Origin of the sequence: Brenneria sp. g21c3, from assembly GCF_040240345.1 — a bacterium.
Classification (GTDB): Bacteria; Pseudomonadota; Gammaproteobacteria; order Enterobacterales; family Enterobacteriaceae; genus Brenneria.
In genome coordinates this window covers 44975-66440 of the sequence record NZ_JBEIAB010000005.1, presented here as the reverse complement: position 1 = coordinate 66440, position 21466 = coordinate 44975, and the positions used below count along the sequence as shown (strand labels likewise).

Here is a 21466-nt window from a genome sequence, read left to right as displayed (position 1 = left end):
CAACGCATCTCTTCTGATTTGTTGCTTGCCAGTAAACGGCGGGCAGCACCACTCCTTTTCGCGGACTGTTGCATCCCCTGAATGAACGACGCTCACGTAGCGTGACCACGGTCGCCTACATAGCGTCCGATGTTTGGCGTCGCCAAAAATACCGGCTTTACCCGCCAGTCATTAAACACATGCTCACCCAGGCGGTGATAAGGAGACAACATGGACGAGCACCCCAGATTATCCGGTAAACCGCGTCGGCCGGGATAAAGGAAACAGCCTTTTTCACCCGCTTTCTGTTCGCCTCTCTTCCGTCCGTTACGCCCCATCATTCTCGATCCGCCTTACGTCCCGTTATCCGGGATGCGCGCCCGCGCGCGGCGGATAAGCAATACAAATAATCAGCATGAAAGAGATGATCAAATGACTGAAATGATCAATCAGACGGAAAACCGCCGCCAGCCGTCCAAAACCGCGGCCGTCTTCGCCATCGCCCGCGAGGCGCAAAATAGCCTGGATCAAACGCTGGCCAACTTGAATACCCATCTTCACGGCCTGACTGACGACGACGACGTCGCCGACCGCCGTCAGACCTACGGCGAAAACCGGGTGGCGCATGAAAAAGCGCCGCATGCGCTGGTGCAATTGTTATCGGCATTCAATAACCCGTTTATTTACGTTCTGATTGCGCTGGCCGCCATCAGCTTTGTGACCGATTACTGGCTGCCAAAGCAGCAGGGAGAAGAGACGGAACTGACGGGCATCATCATCATCCTGGCGATGGTCAGCCTGAGCGGGCTGCTGCGCTTCTGGCAGGAGTTTCGCACCAATAAGGCGGCGGAAGCCCTGAAATCAATGGTGCGCACCACTGCAACCGTGCTGCGTCGGACAACGGAAAACGCATCGCCGGTACGCCGGGAAATTCCGCTCCAGCAACTGGTGCCGGGCGATATTCTGTTCCTTTCCGCCGGCGATATGATCCCGGCGGACGTTCGCCTGATCGCATCGCGCGACCTGTTCGTCAGTCAGGCGGTATTGACCGGAGAGTCGTTGCCGATTGAAAAATATGATGTTCTCAGCAATATCCAGGCCAAATCCAGCCAACCTGACACCGGCGGCGAGCATGATTTGCTGTCGCAGTCCGGCATTTGCCTGATGGGAACCAATGTTTCCAGCGGCACCGCAACCGCCGTGGTGGTGGCGACCGGCGACCAGACCTATTTTGGTTCATTGGCGAAATCCATCGTCGTCACCCGTTCCCAGACCGCATTCGACCGCGGGGTCAACAGCGTAAGCTGGCTGCTGATCCGCTTTATGTTGGTGATGGTGCCGGTGGTACTGTTGATTAACGGCTTTACCAAAGGCGACTGGATGGAAGCCAGTCTGTTCGCGCTGGCCGTGGCGGTAGGATTAACGCCGGAAATGCTGCCGATGATCGTTTCATCCAATCTGGCAAAAGGCGCCATCGCCATGGCGCGGCGCAAAGTGGTGGTCAAACGCCTGAACGCCATCCAGAACTTCGGCGCGATGGATGTGCTCTGTACCGATAAAACCGGCACCTTGACGCAGGATCGCATCATTCTTGAACATCATCTTGATATTCATGGCCGTAACGATGAAGAAGTATTGCAGCTTGCCTGGCTAAATAGCTCGCACCAAAGCGGCATGAAGAACCTGATGGATAAAGCCATTATCCATTTCGGCCGCGATAAACCGGAAATCGTCGCGCTCGGACGCTATCGTAAGATCGATGAATTACCCTTTGATTTTATCCGCCGTCGCCTGTCTATCGTCGTGGCGGACGAAAACAACCATCAGCGCCTGATCTGTAAAGGCGCGGTGGAAGAGATGCTGGCTATTGCCACGCATGTCGCTGAAAACGGACGGCAGTTAGCGCTCGATGAACCCCGTCGCACGGCATTACAGATGCTGGCGGAGCACTACAACCGACAGGGCTTCCGCGTTCTGATGATTGGCGTGCGCGAGTTCGGCGCCGCTGGCGACGGACTACCGCTGAGCGCCGCCGATGAACGCGACCTGGTGATCCACGGCCTGTTGACCTTCCTCGATCCGCCGAAGGAAAGCGCCGCTTCCGCGATCCGCGCGCTGCATGAGAACGGCGTGACCGTTAAAGTGCTGACCGGAGACAACCCGATTATCACCAGTAAAATTTGCCGTGATGTCGGTCTGGAACCCGGAGAACCGCTGACGGGCGCGGAGATTGAAACGCTGAGCGACCAACAGCTATCCGCGCTGGCGGAGCAACGTACGGTCTTTTCCCGCCTGACGCCGTTGCAAAAATCCCGCGTGCTGAAAGCCTTGCAGGGCAACGGTCACACAGTGGGCTTTCTCGGCGACGGCATCAACGATGCGCCGGCGCTGCGTGACGCCGATATCGGTATTTCGGTGGATACCGGCACCGATATCGCTAAAGAATCGGCGGACATCATCTTGCTGGAAAAGAGCCTGATGGTGCTGGAGGAAGGGGTAATTAAAGGACGTGAAACGTTCGGCAATATCATCAAATATCTGAACATGACCGCCAGCTCTAATTTCGGCAACGTGTTCTCGGTGTTGGTCGCCAGCGCGTTTATTCCATTCCTGCCGATGCTGGCGATCCATCTGCTGATTCAAAACCTGATGTACGACATCTCGCAGCTATCGCTACCGTGGGACAAAATGGACAAAGAGTTTTTGCGTAAACCACGCAAGTGGGACGCCAAAAACATCGGCCGCTTTATGTTATGGATCGGGCCGACGTCGTCTATTTTCGATATCACCACCTATGCGCTGATGTGGTTCGTGTTCGCGGCCAATAGCGTGGAACATCAGGCGCTGTTCCAGTCCGGCTGGTTTATCGAAGGGTTACTGTCGCAAACGCTGGTGGTACACATGCTGCGCACCCGGAAAATTCCCTTCATCCAAAGCACCGCCGCCCTGCCGGTGATGCTGATGACCGGCCTGATCATGGCGTTGGGAATCTATATCCCCTTCTCGCCGCTGGGGGCGCTGGTCGGGCTACAGCCATTGCCGTGGCAATATTTCCCGTGGTTGGCGGCCACGCTGATTGGCTACTGCACCGTCGCGCAACTGGTGAAACGCGCCTATATCCGCCGTTTCGGCCAATGGTTCTAACCACATTAACGGCGGGCATCATTCTGTCCGCCGGTGCATAACGTAAAAATCCCGGCGATTTTGACCGGGATTTTTAATTAGCTGGAAAGCACCATTCTCAGCACCGCCGCCGACTGCGCTTGAGGTAAAGATAAAATCGACTGATAGAAGTCTTGCATGATGTCGCAAGCCCTTTTACGGTCGACATTCGCAGCCTCCGGTCTCACGACCATCTGTAGATCATCGCCATATTTTAATTGCATCTGTTGTAAAATTGGTTGTATCGCCTGTTTGGCCGCCTCTATTTCCTGCGTTTTATCTACTGCTCTGGGAGTAATATAAGAAGCCGCGATTAAATCATTATCAGCCTGCATACGCTGCTGCATAATCTCCAAGGGCAATATTTTAGCCGGGTTAACGCCGCCGCTTACCGCCGGGAAAAGAAATTTGAAACAGGAATCGGCCCCATACGCCTGGAATTTTTCTATCTGTTTGAGCGTATTCCTCATCTGAGCCACAACCTTATCATCAGGCGCGTAATACAAACGCGATATCAAAAATGATGATATATCCGTCTGTATAATATCGATCAGTTGTTGTTCGCTTTTCCCTTCACGCTTTAATTTAACCATTTTCACTTGCAATTTATCATAAAAAACCGGGTCGGACTCCTTTATTGTACGATAGACAGGAAGTTGACTCATGGCCGTTTCAGCCTGTCTTAATTCTTCAGAAAAAGTTTTACCAGAGAATAAATAATTTACTCCCAAAAAATTCCACGCTGCGATTATCCCAATAAATATAGCGATACCTGATATTCTGCCAATCCATTGTTTTCGTCTCATAACGCTAATAAGGCCTACAGCGATAACGCCAACAACGCCAGAGATAATAACTTGCTGCCAGTCCATTTATATTCCTTATCACAAGATATTTTATATATTAAGCAATTAGAGTTACAGCGCAAAACGTTGCCCTTCGTACGGCCCCAGCGCACTGATACGCTACCGCCCCGCCGTGACTTCCCTGCCTGCAACCGCGACATCATAGCAGCAGTCACTGCCGCTGACATTAGTCGTCTTAGTATCGCAACCCATGATAAGGACACGGCTTGTCTGTAGCGACAAGACGCCTGAACACAACTTCAGCATCCTTGCACTCTGCCGGCGCTTGAGATGGTATTCAGGTTCAAATCCCGTCCGGCGACCAGCCACTCTCCTAATCCCTACATCATAACCGCACCTTCAGCCGCTGACATTAGTCATTCCTGTAACCTCGGCTAATGTCAGATGTAATAAACGTCGCCTAAATAGGCCGAAGTAGTTAAAAAACATTGCGAACGGCATTACCCTCCGACGGAGGAAAAAAACGCCCAGCCCGCAGCTTCAGCTCAGCGGCAAGTGGCTAGGATAACTGGGTTTTAACACCGGACAGCCGGTTATTGTCACCGTGGAACGCGGGAAGTTGGTGATTGAGGCGGAGATTAGGGTCTGACGGGGAAAAGATGATCCCGGCGCAAGGCCGGGATTTTTTTTGACAAAGATATTGATTAGCGAATATTAAAGAACCAAAGAACAAAACCCAGTATAAACCCAAGACCTGCCATTTTCAGATAAAGGTAAATGTTATCTTTAATCAATCCAATAATATCCTCCCCCCCACTAATCCAATAACCGATAACTTGGAAAAACAAGCTAATAAAAAATAAAAAAATAGCGATTGTGCAGGGAAGATAAATCATTAGCCATAACGGCTCATTTCTTTTCATTGCTTTCACCGTTAATCTTTAGGTAATTGTCAACCCCACTATTAAAAAAACCTGAAGCAGCAGAATCGCCTATATTACCAACAATAGAAGGAACAGAACTTTGAGGTGCTGGTTTAGTTATCGTCCAAACACCTGTCGACACCCATTCATACTGTTTTGATATTGGATTGAACTTCTTATCAAACGGTATCTTGAGAATATTACCCGCCGCATAACCAGCAGAAGCCCCCGCCTTACTCAGTAACGCCGCCATAAACGGATCATCACCACTTATTTCCGCTGAGTAATAACAACCTGCCGCATTCCAGGCTACTGTTGGGTTATAACCTTTACCTGCCGTAATCGCACTGATAATACCGGAACCAATTAAATCAGAGAGTTTTACTTCCCGGGTGGTTCCATATTGAATACCGGCGCTCGCAGCCGTAGAGACGCCCACCGCGATCAACTGCTCTTTTCCTTTCGTCACTGAATTTGTCACTATCGCTTTTCCACCCATCACAATAACTGGCCATGACGTCGGATCGCTGACAACGGCCATGACACGATCTCCGGTGGTGATATTGTCTTTCAGGAATTTAAGATCCGCACCGTTCAGATAATTCACCAGTGCCGCCGCATCCGGATCTTTCAGCTTTTCATCCAGCCGGTACTGCGATGGATGAGCATCATTCGCCACATTGGTGCTTGCCTGAATCAACTCTTCCCAGGTGACGCAGGCAACGCCGCCGCCAGTACAGGCTTCAACCAGTTCCCTACTGTTTTTATTGCTGATCTCAAGATACTTCTCAATAACCGGTCTACAGTCATCGCCAGAGGCTTTACATTCGGACAACTCTTTATCAAGCTGCCGGGATTCTGTTGTGCTCAGATAGTTATTCTCAACAACAATTACTTAAGATTTTTTCTACATTTTAGATAATATGAAAACCATATTCCCGCACCTATCCATCCACCACCAAATACACCGATCTTGCTATAGTGTATAACCTGTTGAAAAGTTATTGGATGTGATAGAACGATCCATATCGTAATTACTACACCAACAGCACACACAACAGCATAAGTGATGATTAAAAACAAAAGGAATAAAAGAGGGTGTTTCACTTATCACCTCCTTGAACTTCCTTTTGAGCAGCACTACTAGCAGCTTCTGACATTAAAGAACCGACACCACCACCAGACATACCTGGAATTGGACTCATTGCCCCACCTTTAAACAAATAACCAGGGCCAAAGGAATTCTCAGTATATTTTAAAGCGTTCTTACTGGCCTCCATTCCAAAGTAATTTTTAATGTACTGAGTTTCTAATTTATTGGTAATGGCAGAGCCGATACCATAACCTACTCCAGTACCTATCATGCTACCCATCACAGCGGCTTGACTATCTTGTCCTGTAATTTGGCTAGTCGCATAAGCACTACCCGCACCAATAAGTTGGTTTGAATAATAAGATTTACCGGTGGTTGCCGCACCGGTTAGCCCAGAAAACCCAAAGCTAACTAAATCAAATTTATCTCCGGTATTTCCACTAGAGATTTGTACTAGACCATTCGCACCATAACTTAAAGCTCCACCAACTAATTTATCACTCATCGTTGTTGACGATGAAAATAACGATCTCCCCCCCGCGACCAATCCCCAGAAATTTTCTGGCTCACCAATAAACGCCAAAGCACGATCACCGTTAGTAGTATGACTATTAATATAATTAAGGTCATAATTGTTATTGGATGCAACATAATCCCTTACATCCCGGTTATCCAACGAACCGTATAGCCAATCAGGCCTGTTAGCAGCAGACAACCCGCCTTCAACATTCCATTTAGTTTCACCACTCAGAACAACCAGAGGATCTGTCGCCAGCGCCTGTTGCAACTCTTCACGGTTTTCCTTATTTAACGAGTCGTATTTACGAATTACCGCATCACAGTCGTCACCGGAAGCCTTGCAAGCTGTCATTTCTTTATCAAAAGCGCGAGCCTCATCAAAGCTCAGGTAATTATTCTCAACCGTCGTCTTCCCTGACTGGGCGCCGGCAAGGGCGGATGCCGTGCTGTCTCCCGCCAGTCCGCCCGCCAGTCCTGAGGCCAGCGTCGCCAGCGCCGATATTGTCTGCTTCTCTTCCTCGCTCAGTTCGCCGACCGTTTTACCATACGCCTCGGTCGCTATCATTCCCATCAACTCGCCCGTCGCCGCGCCTGCCGCCGCTGTCGCGCCGTCCTTGCCCTGCATCGCCGCCAGCGTTGCGTTCACTGTCGCATGCGCCAGCACCCGGCCCGTCATATTCGTCTCAGGGACTGTCTGGGCGATGACATTGGCAATATAAGGCGCTGCGCCACCGGCGATTGCCGCCTGCATGTCTCCCCCGGCAAGCCCCTGTACTGCCGCCGTCGCCGCCTGTATCGCACGCTGAACCTCACTCCCCGTGCCATATTTCCGCATCTCGGCTTTGTAGATAGCCGTTTCTCGCAGTTGCTCGGCGCTATAATTCGGGTGTTTCTCTTTCGCCGCGTTTATCGCCCGGATTTGCCCCTCCGTGCGCGCGATATCCGCCGCCTGAGTGCCGATTTCGCCTATCAGCAGCGCTTCCTGCAACCGCTGCTGCTCTTTCTCTTTGTCGAATATCGGCGAGAGCGTCTGGTTCGCCTGCGCCACATCGCGGCTCAGGTCTGCCACGTCCTGCGTCTGGCTGCCCGGGTTACGGATCGTTATCGTCCCTTCCGAGACCGCCGAGCGGGTGGTGCTGCTATCATGCCCTTCCCCGTTTTCCCCCACCAGCAGGCCATTCGCCATATTGCCCGCGAACTGCCCGCCAATGCTGCCGCCGGTGCTCATCCCCACGCTCTGACTCTCCACCTCATAGTCCGCCCGGTTTTCTATATCGCTGAATCCCAGCGTTCCCGTGTCGAGCCGGTTTTTATCCGCCGTCGCGGTCGAACCGATGACCGCGCCGTTGAGCTGGGTATGTTCGCCCACCGTTACATCAAAGCCGCCCTTGCCGGCGAAGATGCCCGTTTGTTCAACCACCGAGTCGTAGTTGCTGTGCATTTTCTCCCGGCTCAGGTTGACGTTCGCCGAGCCGCTCATCGAGCCAAACGTGAAGCTGCCGCCGGCGCTGGCGTTACGCTGCTTCGCGTCGTAGCGGTCGCTGTCCTGCTCCGAGGTCATCGTCAGGTTGCGCCCCACCTGCGCTTTCACCGTTTCGCCGCTCACCTGCGCGCCGGTGAGCGTGGTGTCGCGTCCGCTCAGCATCGTCACCTGACGTCCCGCATCCACCGTGGTTTCCGTATGGGTGACGCCGTTGCCGCTCTCGCTGCCTTTGCCCTTGTTGACGCTGGCGGAAACGCTGATGCCCCAGCCGCCGGAACCCACGCCGATCCCTACCCCGACGCTGCCGCCGCGGCTTTCGTTTTTGCCCTCCAACTGCTGGGTGTTTTCCGCCGAAAGCAGATTGATGTCCCGTTTCGCGGCAAGCTGCACGTTGTTCCCCGCCTTGAGCTGGCTGCCTTGTACCGTCAGATCGCCGTCCCGGCCTTGCGCGGCGATGCTCAGATCGTTGCCCGCCGCCAGGCTGCTGCCCTGCGCCGTGCTCTGCTCGCTGCGCTGCGTCGATTTCGAGGACTGGCTGCCGTAAGAAAGGCTGACGCCCACCGTATTATTATTCGCAGGATCGCCGCCTTGACCCCCTACGGCTGTTGCCCGCCGCCAGTATGACGTCGCCGCTGGCGACCACTTCGCTGCCCACGCTATCGCGCCGGCTTTGCTTCAGCGTGTTCTCCGCGTCCCAGATCAACCCGTCGCTGCTGGCGGTCGAGACGGTATTCAGGTTCACATCCCGTCCGGCAACCAGCCGCTCTCTTAATCCCTACATCATAACCGCACCTTCAGCCGCTGACATTAGCCATTCCTGTAACCCCGGCTAATGTCAGATGTAATAAACGTCGCCTCTATAGACCAATCCTTATAGTAATTATGCAAAGGTGCTCTCAGTATTACACCTCCCCAGATTGGGCCCCAAAAAAGAACATATTTAAGTTTTATTTAAATACATCATAGTGTATTTTAATTAAATACCGTTTTGACGAGATAATATGATGGCGAGTAGTATCACACGTACAACATCTCACTGATATCTGCTGACTATGCCATTACCCGTTCGATTAGACGCATTACGTAAAAAGCTTGGTCTTTCTCAACAAGCTATAGCCGATGCTATCGGTATCCACGTTAACAGTTGGAAGAAGTACGAAAACGGGCAGGCCATGCCTTCGCTGGATGCGCTTAAGAAGATTGCCACCACATTGCATGTCAGTACCGACTACTTGCTGTTTGATGAACATGAACGTGGACCGAATGATTCACTCTTCTTGCAGTTTGAGGCTGTAAGCCAACTACCAGAGAATGAACAGTTTATTGTCAGAGAAGTATTGGAGAGTCTGATTATCAAGTATCAGTCCCGACGCTGGGACTCAGCAAGGAATGCGACAAAAGAAGACCAGTAAAAATGGATTATTAACGCAGTAACAACGGGTTGCCCCCCGCTGTTACTGCTCACCACAACCAACTAAGCAGGAGTTGAGTATGGCTGACGCACATCATAAGCCAGGAACACCCGTAACCCAAGCCGCTGACACGGCTAAAAAAGAACATTGCGAGCGGCATTACACCGTCGGTTACGCCCCCAACGGCGGTAAAAAACCGCCCAGCCCGCAGCTTAAACTCAGCGGCAAGTGGCTGGAAGACCTCGGCTTTAATACCGGACAACCTGTTATCGTCACCGTTGAGCGCGGGCGGCTGGTGATTGAGACTGAGCTAAGGTTCTGACCGGTAAAACAAAAATCCCGGCCTTTTTAGGGGCCGGGATTACGTTATAGGGTTATTTAGCTGAGTCTTTTCGGGCCTTACGTTCTTCTAGCGAGACCTTTATCCATATTCCGACACCTAAAATAAGGCCTCCAATATATCCTGATTCAAAAAAGGATGAAAAAACGTCCATCCAACTGAATGAAAAAAAATCCTTTTTAAAATAAATAATTAATGATGTAAGAAGTACTGATGCCGTATCAGCAACTAAAAATAAAACCAAGCAACATAATATCAACTTAGATAATCTGATAAGGCTATTTTTTAGCATTGGCATCGTCCTTTTTATCGAGAGTATCTTTTACAGCATTTCCTGTTTTCTCACTGATGTAGCCCCCGATAATTGTACCTGTTAAATCAGATATGCCATCTTTTCCAAGTTTTGAGGTAGCCCCTTTTATTACTTCACCTCCGACACCACCAATAACAGTACCCGCTCCAGCACCTGCAACAGCGTTAGTCGGATCTTCCCCCTTAATACTGCTGCCAATTGCTGCACCACCCATATTGATAGGGGTTGAGGCTATAATACCTTTCCCCGTCGTTGCGGCTGCGGTTACTCCGGCCATAATCGCATCCACATAACTGAACGGATCTTTTCCGGTAAGCTGAACACCTGTATTAACCCCCACACCAATTGCTGCATTAGCCGCCATACCTTTCACAGTAACACCCAGCACACTGCCAACGAGTATGGTAGGCGCATCGCCGATGCTGGCATTCGATTTGTGATAGCCCCAGGTGTTCATGATTGTCTGAGCCTTAGACATCGCTTCAGAGTCAGGGTTACGTTTCATGTAATCCTGTCCTGAGAGCAAACCTTTAACCAGTTCCTGCGAAACAGCAGAACCGTACTCCTTCTCCATCTCAGATGCATAAACACGCAGATAACCCGCCAGTTCAGCCTGCTCAGCACTACTCATTTGTGAAGGGTCTCTGGTAAATTTATCCACCAGTGCATCACTGCGTTTATCGGCGTTTTCCAGCTTAATCAGCTCATTAGCGGTCGCTAATGTCTTATCACCGTTCTTAATTTTCTCAACAGCCTTGTCGAGTTTGTCTGAAGATGTTGCGCCGAGGAAGTTATTCTCCACCGCATTCTTTCCGGCCTGCGCGCCGGCCAATGCGCCCGAAGTGCTGTCTCCCGCAAGACCGCCAGCCAGTCCCGCCGCCAGCGTTGAGAGCGCGCTGATGGTCTGCTTCTCTTCCTCTGTTAATGCTTCACGCGATACCCCGGGATAAAGCTGCTGGGCGATGTATTCCCCTGCCGTCGCCCCCGCCGCACCTGACAGCGCGCTGTTGCCCTGCAACTGCGCCACTACCGCCCCTACCACCGCGTGCGCCATCAGGTTGGCTTCGGTGTTTACCTTACCGTTCGCGTCCGTCGTCATGTTGTGGATGACTTCCGCCAGATACGGCGCGCTTGCCCCCGCCAGCGCTTTCGTTATATCACCGCCGGCAAGCCCCTGTACAGCCGCCGTCGCCGCCTGAATGCCCTGCTGAATGGCGCTTCCTGTTCCCCATGCTTGCTGGGCTGCTTTATAAGCCGTGGTCGCCCTCAGTTGCGCATTGTACTTGTTCCAATCTTCTTTGCTCGCATCCGCGCCCGGCTCTTTCGTTCCCGCTTTTTCCAGCGCCGCCTTGCCGGCGTTTATCGCCCGGATTTGCCCTTCCGTGCGTGCGATATCCGCCGCCTGAGTGCCAATTTCGCCTATCAGCAGCGCTTCCTGCAACCGCTGCTGCTCTTTTTCCTTGTCGAATATCGGCGAGAGCGTCTGGTTCGCCTGCGCCACATCGCGGCTCAGGTCTGCCACATCCTGCGTCTGACTGTCCGGGTTACGGATCGTTATCGTCCCTTCCGAGACCGCCGAGCGGGTGGTGCTGCTATCATGCCCTTCCCCGTTTTCCCCCACCAGCAGGCCATTCGCCATATTGCCCGCGAACTGCCCGCCAATGCTGCCGCCGGTGCTCATCCCCACGCTCTGACTCTCCACCTCATAGTCCGCCCGGTTTTCTATATCGCTGAATCCCAGCGTTCCCGTGTCGAGCCGGTTTTTATCCGCCGTCGCGGTCGAACCGATGACCGCGCCGTTGAGCTGGGTATGTTCGCCCACCGTTACATCAAAGCCGCCCTTGCCGGCGAAGATGCCCGTTTGTTCAACCACCGAGTCGTAGTTGCTGTGCATTTTCTCCCGGCTCAGGTTGACGTTCGCCGAGCCGCTCATCGAGCCAAACGTGAAGCTGCCGCCGGCGCTGGCGTTACGCTGCTTCGCGTCGTAGCGGTCGCTGTCCTGCTCCGAGGTCATCGTCAGGTTGCGCCCCACCTGCGCTTTCACCGTTTCGCCGCTCACCTGCGCGCCGGTGAGCGTGGTGTCGCGTCCGCTCAGCATCGTCACCTGACGTCCCGCATCCACCGTGGTTTCCGTATGGGTGACGCCGTTGCCGCTCTCGCTGCCTTTGCCCTTGTTGACGCTGGCGGAAACGCTGATGCCCCAGCCGCCGGAACCCACGCCGATCCCTACCCCGACGCTGCCGCCGCGGCTTTCGTTTTTGCCCTCCAACTGCTGGGTGTTTTCCGCCGAAAGCAGATTGATGTCCCGTTTCGCGGCAAGCTGCACGTTGTTCCCCGCCTTGAGCTGGCTGCCTTGTACCGTCAGATCGCCGTCCCGGCCTTGCGCGGCGATGCTCAGATCGTTGCCCGCCGCCAGGCTGCTGCCCTGCGCCGTGCTCTGCTCGCTGCGCTGCGTCGATTTCGAGGACTGGCTGCCGTAAGAAAGGCTGACGCCCACCGTATTATTGTTCGCCGGATCGCCCCCTTGCGCCGCGTCCAGACGGGCCGCCTGCGTCGCCTGCACGCCGCTCAGCGCCGCCTTGACCCCCTGCAACGCCTGAAGACGGCTGTTGCCCGCCGATTTCGCATCCTGCGTCGCCGCCACCGCGCTGCTGAGCGCGCTGCCCGCCGCACCGGAAAGCGCCAGCGTCAGGCCGGACGTTTTCTGCTCCACTTCGTGCGTCTGCCGGCTCTGATTCCGCGCCGCTTCGATGTCGACGCGCTTGCCGCTGAGCGTCATATCGTTGCCCGCCACCAGTTCCGAACCGGTCACCGCGAGATGATTGCCCGCCCCCAGCGTCAGGTCGCCGTTCACGCTGCCGAGGGTGCTGCCCAGTTGCGTCGTATCCTGACCGGTATCGGTCATTTTCAGGCTTTGCGTACCGATGCTGAAACCGATGCCGCCCGAGCTCATCAGGCCGGATTTTTTCTCCTGTTTCTGATGCAGTTCGCTATTGCGCTCGCTCATGCCGCCGACGCTCAGATCGTTGCCCGCCAGCAGCGATACGTCGCCGCTGCCCGCCACGCTGCTGCCCAGCACCGTCAGGTCATTGCCCGCCGTGATGTCCACCGTATCGCCGCTCAGCTCGCTGCCCTGTATCGTCTGACGGGAAACGACGTCATGCGTGCGGGTGGTGGTTTTCGACAGCCACCCGCTGCTGCCCGTCACCTTATGCCGCTCATCCAGATCGAGGACGTTCTCCGCCCCCTGAATATTCACGTCATGGCCGGCGCTCAGTTGCAGCGCATTCTCTGAGGAGAGCGACGCCGCCCGTGCATCAATGTCGTTGCCCGCCGCCAGTATCACGTCGCCGCTGGCGACCACTTCGCTGCCCACGCTGTCGCGCCGGCTTTGCTTCAGCGTGTTCTCCGCGTCCCAGACCAGCTCGTCGCTGCTGGCGGTCGAGACGGTATTCAGGTTCACATCCCGTCCGGCGACCAGCCGCGTCTGGCCATTCTCGCCGCTGTTCACGAGCTGGGCGGCGGTCAGGTTCAGATCGCGAGCGGCCTGAAGGGTAAATTTGCCGTCCTCGCCCTGAACGTAAATACCGGACACGCTGTCGAGGGTGGTTCTGGCGAAACGATTCCGATCCGCGGCGCTTTCCGCGCTGCGGGTGGTGGAGGTCGCGTTAATATCGCGGCCGGCGACCGCCAGCAGACTGTCGTTGCCCTGAAGAATACCGCCGATATTGCTGATATCCGTCCGGGCGTTCAGGCGGACATCGGCCCCCTGAATAACACCGGCCTGGTTGATGATATTGTCGGCATCCAACTGCACCACGCTGCGTCCCGCGATGGTGCCGCGGTTAAACAAATCGCCGTCGAGCTTCATCGCCACATTGTTGCCGGCCATCAACGCCCCGGAGCCATCGATATCGCCGGGTTTCACTTTGGCGTAAACCTGCGGCACCAGCACCGACTGCCGTGAACCATCCGGCATATTCACCTCGGTATTCACCAGCCAGACGATATCGCCGGTCAAAAGCGACATCTGATCCGGCGTCAGCGCCACGCCCAGCTTCAGCGAGTACGCTTTGCCGAACTTAATGCCCTGCTCCATTAACGCCTTAAATTGCTCTTCGTCGTTGGCGTAGCCCTCAAGATAGCGCTGCCCGGTCAGATTGATCACCTGCTCGCGCACCAAGCGCTGCTCATAGTAGCCGTCGCCCAGACGCTTGGCGGTGTTATCGCCGTTCTGACTGAACGCGTCCTGCATATAATCGCTGCCGAGCCACTGTTTCTCATTGGTGAAACGCGGATCGGTTTCCACCAGATAAGGCACGTCCGTCGATGGATTAACGGTGAACAGGCTGTTATCCGGCAATGTCGTGTCCGGGCCGACGATGCGGATAGTCCCTTCGGGAGGATTAACCTCAAACTGCTGGCCCGGCGGCGGGGTAACCGGTTCGCCGGCGGAAACCGTCTGCAATTGCGCCACGCGCGCATCGCTATTCACCTGCGCCGCGACCGTTCCCGTCTGGCCGATGGTCACGTCGATCGCCTGCGGCGTCAGGGTAGCAAGGTCGATCGCGCTGCCCTGAACCTCGCTGTCGCCGACAAGCTGACCCGGCTTCAGCGCGATGGTCTGAATCACCGTCGGCGGGGTATAGACGGAACGATCCGCGCCCTGCTCATCCGATCCTTTATGACGGATGCGATAGTAGTGCGTCACCCAACCCGCATCGCTGGTATGACGTTCGCCGGACACATCGTCGTTTTTAATCTCTTTCATGTCGCTGATGGCCAGCGTACCGCCCGCGACAATCCGGCTTTTATCGTTGAAAAGCGTATCGCCGGCGAACGTCATGTCGCCGCCCGCGAGGATCTGCGCCGGGTCGGACGTTTTAATCCGCGTCTCCTGAACCGTACGAACGTAGTCGTACTGACTGAAGCTGTCGTTGTTCGCGCCGGTATCTTCCGGCGTGTTCAGGTTGCGCAGGCCGTTTGATGAGTTGCCGTCGACGAAAACGCCCTCCTCGTCGGCCTGCCAGCGGTTGGGCGAGCCGGCATGCTGATATTCGGTTACCGGCCCGCTGGAAACGGTGACGAACTCGGTGGAAAAGTTGTCGTTGATGTTATTGATCTGCCCGGCGGCAATCGTCATATTCCCGGCGGACTCGATGGTGGCGCTGTGGTTGTTGATGGTATCCGCCAGCCCGGTCGCCGCGCCGTTGGCCGCCAGCGCGCCGCCGATAGCCATATCGCCCGCGCTATAGATCAGGCCGTGCCCGCTGTTGTTAAGCGTCCGCACGCCGATATCGACGCGTTCGCGCCCGGCAAGCGTGGCCGCCGCGCCGTTTTCAGCCAGGTTGTTGAACGTTACCGCATGCACGCCGATGAAATCGCCGTAAATACGCCCGCTGCCGCTGTTGGTGAGCGTATCGGCGGTAAGACGCGTGTAGCCGCCGTCAATCAGTCCGTAGTTAAGCAGCGTGCCGTCGACGTTCAGCCGGTTCTCTCCGGCATTGATTTCGCCGTCGGCCGCATTCGTCAGGTCGCCGCCGTGCAGATCGAGCGTCCCTCCCGCCAGCAGACTGCCGCTGTTGGTAATGCTTGCCGGCGTGACGAGCGTGACATCGCCGTTGGCGATCGTCGTACCGCTATTGGCGAACGACTGATTGCTTTGCAGCGTCATGTCGCCAAGCGATAGCAATTGCCCGCTGCCGTCAATGTTATTCGCCCGGATATCCAGTTGCTCGCCGGCCTTCGCCACGCCGTCCCGGTTGATGAGATTCAGTCCCGAACCGTTCACGTTCAGCGCGCCGGCAGCGGCCAGCGTCCCCGCGCTGTTGTTCAACTCGCCGTTATTGCTAATCGTCAGCGCGCTATCGGCCAGGATGCTGCCGTTCTGGTTGTTGAGTCCGCTGGCGCTGAGGTTGACGGTCTGGCCTTCCAGCCCCTGATTCGCGCCCTGGGTGTTGCGGTTAACCAAATTAAGCGCATTAAGGGTCAGATTCGCGCCGCTGCGGATAAGCCCGGAGACGTTATCCACCGCGCCTTTGGCGTTATCGATCAACAAATCGCCCACCGACTGAATCTGACCGCCGCCGTTTTGCAGCCTGCCGGTATGCAAACCGACGTTCGATTCACCGATAACACGCCCCTTGCCGCGGTTATCCAGATCCGCGGCCGTCAGATCGAGCGCGCCTTTGGCCGCCAGCGTACCGCCCTGATTATTCACTACGCCGCTGTTCAGCGTCAGCTCGCCGAGGCTGTTGAGCGTCCCCGCGGAGTTGTCGAACGCCTGCCCCTGAGCATCAAGCGCGACGCTGCCGCCCTGAATCAGCCCGGCGCGGTTCGTCAGTCCGTCGCTTAACGAGAACGTCAGCGCATTGGCGGCGACCAACTGCCCGTAGGCGTTGTCAAACTGGCCGCCGGTCAATGAGAAGGTGTCGCCGGCAAGGATAAGGCCGTGGCTATTGGCGAAAGAATCGGTCGCCAACGTCATAGCCTCCTGACTCACCAAACCGCCTTTCTCGCCGCTGTTGCGGTTAGTGAGCTCGCCGACGCTGACGCCTAACGCGCCGCCGCTCTGAATCAGACCGCCGTCGTCGTTGTTGATCCGCCCGCCGCGAAGCGTCAACCCTGTTTGCGCCGCCAGTTGTCCGCCCCGGTTGTCCAGAGTATCGGCGTTAATCAACGCCGACTCGCCGCTGACCAGCGTACCTTGCCGGTTGCGCAGTTCGCCGGCGTCAAGCGAGAACGCGTTATTCGCGCCGATGACGCCGCCGCTGTTGTCCAGCCATTGGCCGGCGTTAAGCGTCATTCCGCCGCCGGATTTGATCGAACCGCCTGCATTAAGGAAGGTGGCGAAGTCTGCCGCCAGCGCCTGTTCCGAGCCGAACAACCCGTTGCTGTTGTCCACCGTCAGACCTTTGTAGGTCAGCGCGCCGCGGCTGATTACCGAGCCGTTCCGGTTATCCAGCGCGCCGCTGTTGATCCCCATCGCGCCATAAGAGAGCAGCATGCCGGACTGATTATTAAGCGTACCCTCATTCAGCGCCAGATCGAGCTTCTCGGCCAGCGCCACGCCCTGCTGATTCCCCAGCCCGGCGGATTCAATGCGCTGAGATTGGGACGCCTCAATGCGTCCTTTGCGGTTGTTGACGGCCTGTCGGCTGCGAATCTCGCCTTTGCCGGTCGAAGCGGAGATCAGACCTTCTTCATTGTTGAGCGCGTCGGCGTTGACGGTCGTATTCCCGACCGCCGCCAGCGTCCCTTTCCGGTTATCCAGCGCGCCTTTCACCTGCGCCTTCAGGCTGCCGTTCTGCGCCGCCAGCACCTTGCCGCTCTGATTGTCAAGCGACTGGACGTCTAAGTCGACGTTGCCATTGGCGGCGATGTTACCCTGCCGGTTATTCAGCGCGCCCGGCAGGTTTAGCGACAGATCGCCGCTGCCGGTCTGGACGATTTCGCCCTGCCGGTTTGACATGCTCTGCGCGGAAAGGGTGAGCGCGTCGGCGCTAAGCGTACCGCCATCGTTGTTCAGTCGCCCGTCGGTACTCGCCGTCAACCGCTGCGCGTAAACCTGAGCGTTTTGCGTGTTGAGATTGCCTTTCCCGGCGTCCAGTTCAACCTGCGTTGCCTGCGTCTGGCTGGCGCTGAGATCCGCCCCCTGAGCGCGGACGCTGATGTTGCCGCCCGCCAGCGTCGTGCCGTGCGCGTTCAACTGGCCGCCGGCGCTCAATTGCAAATCGCCTTTATCCGCCAGTTTCCCGTTATCTTTCACGCCTGCCGCCAGCAGGCTTCCCTTACTGCTGGTCAGCGTGGCGGCCTGGAGTTGCGCATTGTTGCCCGCAATGACGGAGCCGCTGTTGCTGAGCGCGCCGTTACTCCGGATGTCGGCGTTATTCCCGGCGCGAATCGCGCCGCTATTGCTGATGCCGCTGTTCGACGCCAGTTGCGCGTCGCCGCCGGCGCCGATGGCCCCGCTGTTTTCAATACGCCCGTCGGCGGTAATCACCACGCTGCCGGCCTGCGCGCCGATGGCGCCCGCATTCCGCACGCCCACGCCGCTTTCGGTGCCGACCATGCGGATTTTACCCGCGTACATGCCGCCGAGAGCGGAGGTATCCACCGCCAGTTGCGGGGCGGTGGCGGCATCGCCGGCGGTTTGTTCGATACGGTCATGCCCGGCATCAACCTTGTTGCGCCCGGTGGTGACCTTCAAATCTTTTGCCCACAGCCCGGCGTTGACTTTTACCGAACGGGCGATGATATCGGTGTAATCGGCGCCGGAGGTATCCATTCCCGCGCCATCCACCGTCACCTCTCCGCGCTCGACGTTATAGCCGGTGATGTTGCCGTTGTTCATCTGCACCTGGCCGGTGGTGAGCGTGGCGCGATTGGCGTTGATAAAGCCGCAGCCGCTACAGGTAATGCCGGACGGGTTGGCGATCACCACCTGCGCCTTGTTGCCCGCCACCTCCACAAAACCATTCAGCCGGCTCGGGTCGCGCGAGTTGACCTCATTGAGGATGATTTTGGCCTCGCCTTTGGCCAGCCACGGGTTGCCCGTCACCATTCCCCCCAACTGCGTCTGCGTGTTTTTCCGCGAGTTATTGAGGATGACGCCTTTCTGATCGACATCGAACTGGCTGAAATTGTTGCGCGAGACGCCGCCTGCGGAGGGCGTCTGAATATTGACCTGCGGCGTGCCGTTGGCGCTGTTGAGAATGGTCGGCTGCTGGTTTTTCGGCGCGCCGCGGTCAGCCACAATATTCGCCTGCGCGGGCTGTATCGCCCCCATCGCCAACCAGATGCCGAAGCTGATCGCGCCGACTTTGCCGATGAGACGAGCATGCGTATGCCCAATGCCGGAAGAAGGCGAAGAACCGGCGCGTCCGGAGCGGGCGATATCCGCCACCACCATCAGCATGCCGCGCGCTTTGTTAAAAACGATACGATACAGATTCTTGTTCATCCCGGTGTCCTTCCTGTAAAAACTTCCGGCAGTTCAATGGTTAATGGGTGCGCTTTACGCCAGTTTCCCGCCGCTTCGCGGCTTACGCGCGCGCCGTGGAACATCAACACGCGTTTACCGCGTTCCCGCCCGCGGTGGTACAACGCGCGGGCGCAGAGGTCGGGGAAAATGTCATCCCGCATCAGTTTGTTCATCTCGGCGGTATGGCCGAAAGGGGCGATCCAGTCGCAAAGCCACATCCGATCGCCGCTGTCCCAGTCCTCTTCCTTCATATGGATGGCGGGACGGGTCAGGTAGCGCGCTTCCGATTCCAGGTTGAGCCACGCCCAGCTCAGAAAGAAAACCGGACGCGTCTGCTCGGCGACCAATACATACTGCCGGCGTTTGATGATGGGCAGCAGCAGCGTCGGCAGCGCATGTAACGGCGCATCGCGATGCAACGGCGAGTGCATCCACAGCCATACGGAAGCGCCGAGCGCTTCCGCTTCGTTCGCCTCGCCGCCCAGGATCAGCGGCGCTTTGATATCATAATTTCCGACGCGCATTACCAGCTCCAGTGAAGGTTGAACCCAAGCGTGACGGGGTCGGTTTCAAAGCCGTCCGGTTTCGAGAAAGGCACGCCGGCAAACAGGTCATAACTGGTATTGAGTACGTAACCGCGCAGACCGGCGACGCCGCCCGCCAGATGATTGCCGACCAGTTGCTCCGTCACCGCGCCGCTCACTTCGCCGTAATCGGCGCCCAGATACAGTTCCTGATTCGGCAACGGCGTCCGCCAGGCCAGATCGTTACGCACATACCAACCGCTGCTGGCGTTCAGCGTGCGTTCGCCATCAAAACCGCGCACCGTCCAGCGGTTGCCGATAGCGAACTGATCCTGGGGAGTCAGCGGCGTGTTGCTCATCTGGCGCAGGTACTGCACGTTGTAGCGGAACGTCTGCGAGCCGATGGTGAAAGGCACGTCAAGCTGGGCGTTAAACGCAAGAATTTTGCCGAGCGCGGTGGCATCGCCGGCAAACTCCTCCGGCGCAGGACGCGCGCCGAACCAACGGGTGCCGCGCTGGTAGCTGACGCCGGCGTCAAGCGTGGCCTGGCCGATATAGTGACGGTGTTGCAGCCCCAGGCGCCATGCGGCGGTCTGGCGACGCTGCACCTCCACCTCGGTGTCATTGATATAGTTGCGGGTTTCGCGCGCCAGTACGTTATAGGTAAACGTCGTTTTCTGGCTGCTGCTGCGGTGCAGCACGCGGCTTAACTGCACATCGAGATTTTTACTTTTGCCGCTGTACAGGTAATCCTCATTTAAACCGGCCACCGTCTGGTGATAGTCATAATCGCTGCCGGTAACGCCCAGCGTCCAGTAACCAAAGGGAACCGAGTAATGCGCCATATAATTGCGGCTTCTCTTACCGCCTTCGCCATGCAAATCGCGGCTGGCGGAGACATAAAGGAGATCGCTGAGTGAGAAGGGATTATCCAGCGACAGCGTGGCGCCCCCCTGATAGCGGCCGGTGCTTCTGGTGCCGGAGTCATCGAGCGACAGGCCGAGACGCCACATCTTTTCCTGCTTGCGGGTAATGACGATATCGCTCTCGCCCGGTTGTTCTCCGGGAATAATTTCCATGCTCGCCTGTACGGTGGGCAGGCGCTGCAAATTTTCCAGCCCCTGTTCGATATCGCGCAGGTCGAGCAGGTTCCCCTCATGCGCCGGAAAAGCGCTGTAGAGCCGAATATAGTCATCGCTGTCCGCCGTCAGTTTCACGCTGCGGACGTAGCCCGGCACGATGGCAAGCGTCAGCGTACCGCTGTTCAGATCCTGCGCCGGCGCCAGAACGCGCGCGGTTACATAGCCGTGATCGATCAGACGGTTCTGCAAAGCGCTCATCAGCAAATTGATCCCTTTCGCGCCCAGACAATGATCCACCGCCTGATCGGCCAGCCGCTGCAACGGCAGCCAGCCTGGGAACGCCTGAGTGCCATGCAGTTCGACTTTTTTGATCGGGAAGCACCGGGTCATTTCCACCGGGAAATGCAGGCGAGTCAGAAAAGAACCGGGCTGCTGTAAACGAACATCCGGCGCCTGCGGCGTCAATTGGCGCTCCTGCGCCCGCTGCCGTTCCTGTTGATTGATCTGCTGCTGGTTAATCTGCCGGTTATCGATCTGATCGGCCGCATTCGCCGGCATTGCAAAGAAAGGTAAAGGAACCGTTAATAGCAAATAACGTAAAAAATACGTTCCTGAACGGCGAGAGTTATTTAATGATTTGATTTTTTTATACAAATAATCGAAAGGAGCAATCCTTGTCATTATTTTTGTACCATAGAATTAAATGATTGGTTACATATTCACACCGAAAACAGGATTTCTGAAATAAGAAGAATCTCATTCGCGCGGATATCAGATAAAAGGCAAATACTTTAAGGAAGTGAACATGTTAAGCGTTCTGGGCCGCAGATAAAAAAGCCATGCGATC

Annotated in this window: 12 protein-coding genes and 1 pseudogene; 4 read left to right on the top strand and 9 right to left on the bottom strand. The window is 56.1% G+C overall.

Going from position 1 to position 21466, the window contains the following annotated elements; all coding sequences use genetic code 11:
- Nucleotides 1-92: 92 nt before the first annotated feature.
- Nucleotides 93-320 (bottom strand): hypothetical protein, encoded by a 228-nt coding sequence (locus ABRZ28_RS09660; protein WP_330520145.1) that lies wholly within the window; start codon nt 318-320, stop codon nt 93-95.
- Between the two features lie 91 nt (nt 321-411).
- Between ABRZ28_RS09660 and mgtA the strand changes: the two genes are divergently transcribed.
- Nucleotides 412-3123: a magnesium-translocating P-type ATPase gene (gene mgtA / locus ABRZ28_RS09655; protein WP_330520144.1), complete on the top strand. Its 2712-nt coding sequence runs from the start codon at nt 412-414 to the stop codon at nt 3121-3123.
- A 77-nt stretch (nt 3124-3200) separates the two neighbouring features.
- Here the strand turns inward: mgtA and ABRZ28_RS09650 are convergent, their stop codons facing one another.
- Nucleotides 3201-4013, bottom strand: a complete 813-nt coding sequence (locus ABRZ28_RS09650) for a hypothetical protein (RefSeq protein ID WP_319604012.1) — start codon at nt 4011-4013, stop codon at nt 3201-3203.
- A 502-nt stretch (nt 4014-4515) separates the two neighbouring features.
- On the opposite strand from ABRZ28_RS09650, the gene ABRZ28_RS09645 reads away from it, so the two are divergent.
- Nucleotides 4516-4596 (top strand): SymE family type I addiction module toxin, encoded by an 81-nt coding sequence (locus ABRZ28_RS09645; RefSeq protein ID WP_349824362.1) that lies wholly within the window; start codon nt 4516-4518, stop codon nt 4594-4596.
- A gap of 55 nt (nt 4597-4651) precedes the next feature.
- Here ABRZ28_RS09645 and ABRZ28_RS09640 read toward each other — a convergent pair whose 3' ends face one another.
- The 4 genes and pseudogenes from ABRZ28_RS09640 to ABRZ28_RS09625 form a co-directional block, all read right to left on the bottom strand.
- Nucleotides 4652-4870, bottom strand: coding sequence for a hypothetical protein (locus ABRZ28_RS09640; RefSeq protein WP_319606687.1), 219 nt, complete (start codon nt 4868-4870; stop codon nt 4652-4654).
- Nucleotides 4857-5705, bottom strand: coding sequence for a hypothetical protein (locus ABRZ28_RS09635; RefSeq protein WP_330520143.1), 849 nt, complete (start codon nt 5703-5705; stop codon nt 4857-4859). Before ABRZ28_RS09635 ends, ABRZ28_RS09640 begins: the two co-directional genes overlap by 14 nt.
- A 268-nt stretch (nt 5706-5973) precedes the next feature.
- Nucleotides 5974-8556: pseudogene (locus ABRZ28_RS09630) on the bottom strand (hemagglutinin repeat-containing protein); the annotation flags it as partial.
- The gene (locus ABRZ28_RS09625; protein ID WP_330520142.1) at nt 8534-8707 is read right to left on the bottom strand and encodes a hypothetical protein; all 174 of its coding nucleotides are present in this window, start codon (nt 8705-8707) and stop codon (nt 8534-8536) included. The gene ABRZ28_RS09625 and the pseudogene ABRZ28_RS09630, both read right to left, overlap by 23 nt.
- Before the next feature lie 310 nt (nt 8708-9017).
- Between ABRZ28_RS09625 and ABRZ28_RS09620 the strand changes: the two genes are divergently transcribed.
- Complete coding sequence (locus ABRZ28_RS09620; protein ID WP_330520141.1) at nt 9018-9377, top strand: helix-turn-helix domain-containing protein; 360 nt, start codon at nt 9018-9020, stop codon at nt 9375-9377.
- A 79-nt stretch (nt 9378-9456) separates the two neighbouring features.
- Complete coding sequence (locus ABRZ28_RS09615) at nt 9457-9699, top strand: SymE family type I addiction module toxin (RefSeq protein ID WP_330520140.1); 243 nt, start codon at nt 9457-9459, stop codon at nt 9697-9699.
- A gap of 296 nt (nt 9700-9995) precedes the next feature.
- Here ABRZ28_RS09615 and ABRZ28_RS09610 read toward each other — a convergent pair whose 3' ends face one another.
- The 3 genes from ABRZ28_RS09610 to ABRZ28_RS09600 are packed head-to-tail and all read right to left on the bottom strand — an operon-like array spanning nt 9996 to nt 21177.
- Nucleotides 9996-18992, bottom strand: a complete 8997-nt coding sequence (locus tag ABRZ28_RS09610; RefSeq protein WP_330520139.1) for a two-partner secretion domain-containing protein — start codon at nt 18990-18992, stop codon at nt 9996-9998.
- Nucleotides 18989-19537, bottom strand: coding sequence for a toxin-activating lysine-acyltransferase (locus ABRZ28_RS09605; RefSeq protein WP_330520138.1), 549 nt, complete (start codon nt 19535-19537; stop codon nt 18989-18991). The genes ABRZ28_RS09610 and ABRZ28_RS09605 overlap by 4 nt, the downstream gene beginning before the upstream one ends.
- Nucleotides 19537-21177: a ShlB/FhaC/HecB family hemolysin secretion/activation protein gene (locus ABRZ28_RS09600; protein ID WP_330520271.1), complete on the bottom strand. Its 1641-nt coding sequence runs from the start codon at nt 21175-21177 to the stop codon at nt 19537-19539. Before ABRZ28_RS09600 ends, ABRZ28_RS09605 begins: the two co-directional genes overlap by 1 nt.
- Nucleotides 21178-21466 lie beyond the last annotated feature (289 nt).

Excerpts from the sequence above, each read along its gene's own strand:
- mgtA (WP_330520144.1), top strand. The coding sequence starts at position 412 with ATGACTGAAATGATCAATCAGACGGAAAACCGCCGCCAGCCGTCCAAA.
- ABRZ28_RS09620 (WP_330520141.1), top strand. The coding sequence starts at position 9,018 with ATGCCATTACCCGTTCGATTAGACGCATTACGTAAAAAGCTTGGTCTT.
- ABRZ28_RS09600 (WP_330520271.1), bottom strand. The coding sequence starts at position 21,177 with ATGCCGGCGAATGCGGCCGATCAGATCGATAACCGGCAGATTAACCAG.
- ABRZ28_RS09615 (WP_330520140.1), top strand. The coding sequence starts at position 9,457 with ATGGCTGACGCACATCATAAGCCAGGAACACCCGTAACCCAAGCCGCT.
- ABRZ28_RS09660 (WP_330520145.1), bottom strand. The coding sequence starts at position 320 with ATGATGGGGCGTAACGGACGGAAGAGAGGCGAACAGAAAGCGGGTGAA.
- ABRZ28_RS09640 (WP_319606687.1), bottom strand. The coding sequence starts at position 4,870 with ATGAAAAGAAATGAGCCGTTATGGCTAATGATTTATCTTCCCTGCACA.
- ABRZ28_RS09650 (WP_319604012.1), bottom strand. The coding sequence starts at position 4,013 with ATGGACTGGCAGCAAGTTATTATCTCTGGCGTTGTTGGCGTTATCGCT.
- ABRZ28_RS09605 (WP_330520138.1), bottom strand. The coding sequence starts at position 19,537 with ATGCGCGTCGGAAATTATGATATCAAAGCGCCGCTGATCCTGGGCGGC.
- ABRZ28_RS09610 (WP_330520139.1), bottom strand. The coding sequence starts at position 18,992 with ATGAACAAGAATCTGTATCGTATCGTTTTTAACAAAGCGCGCGGCATG.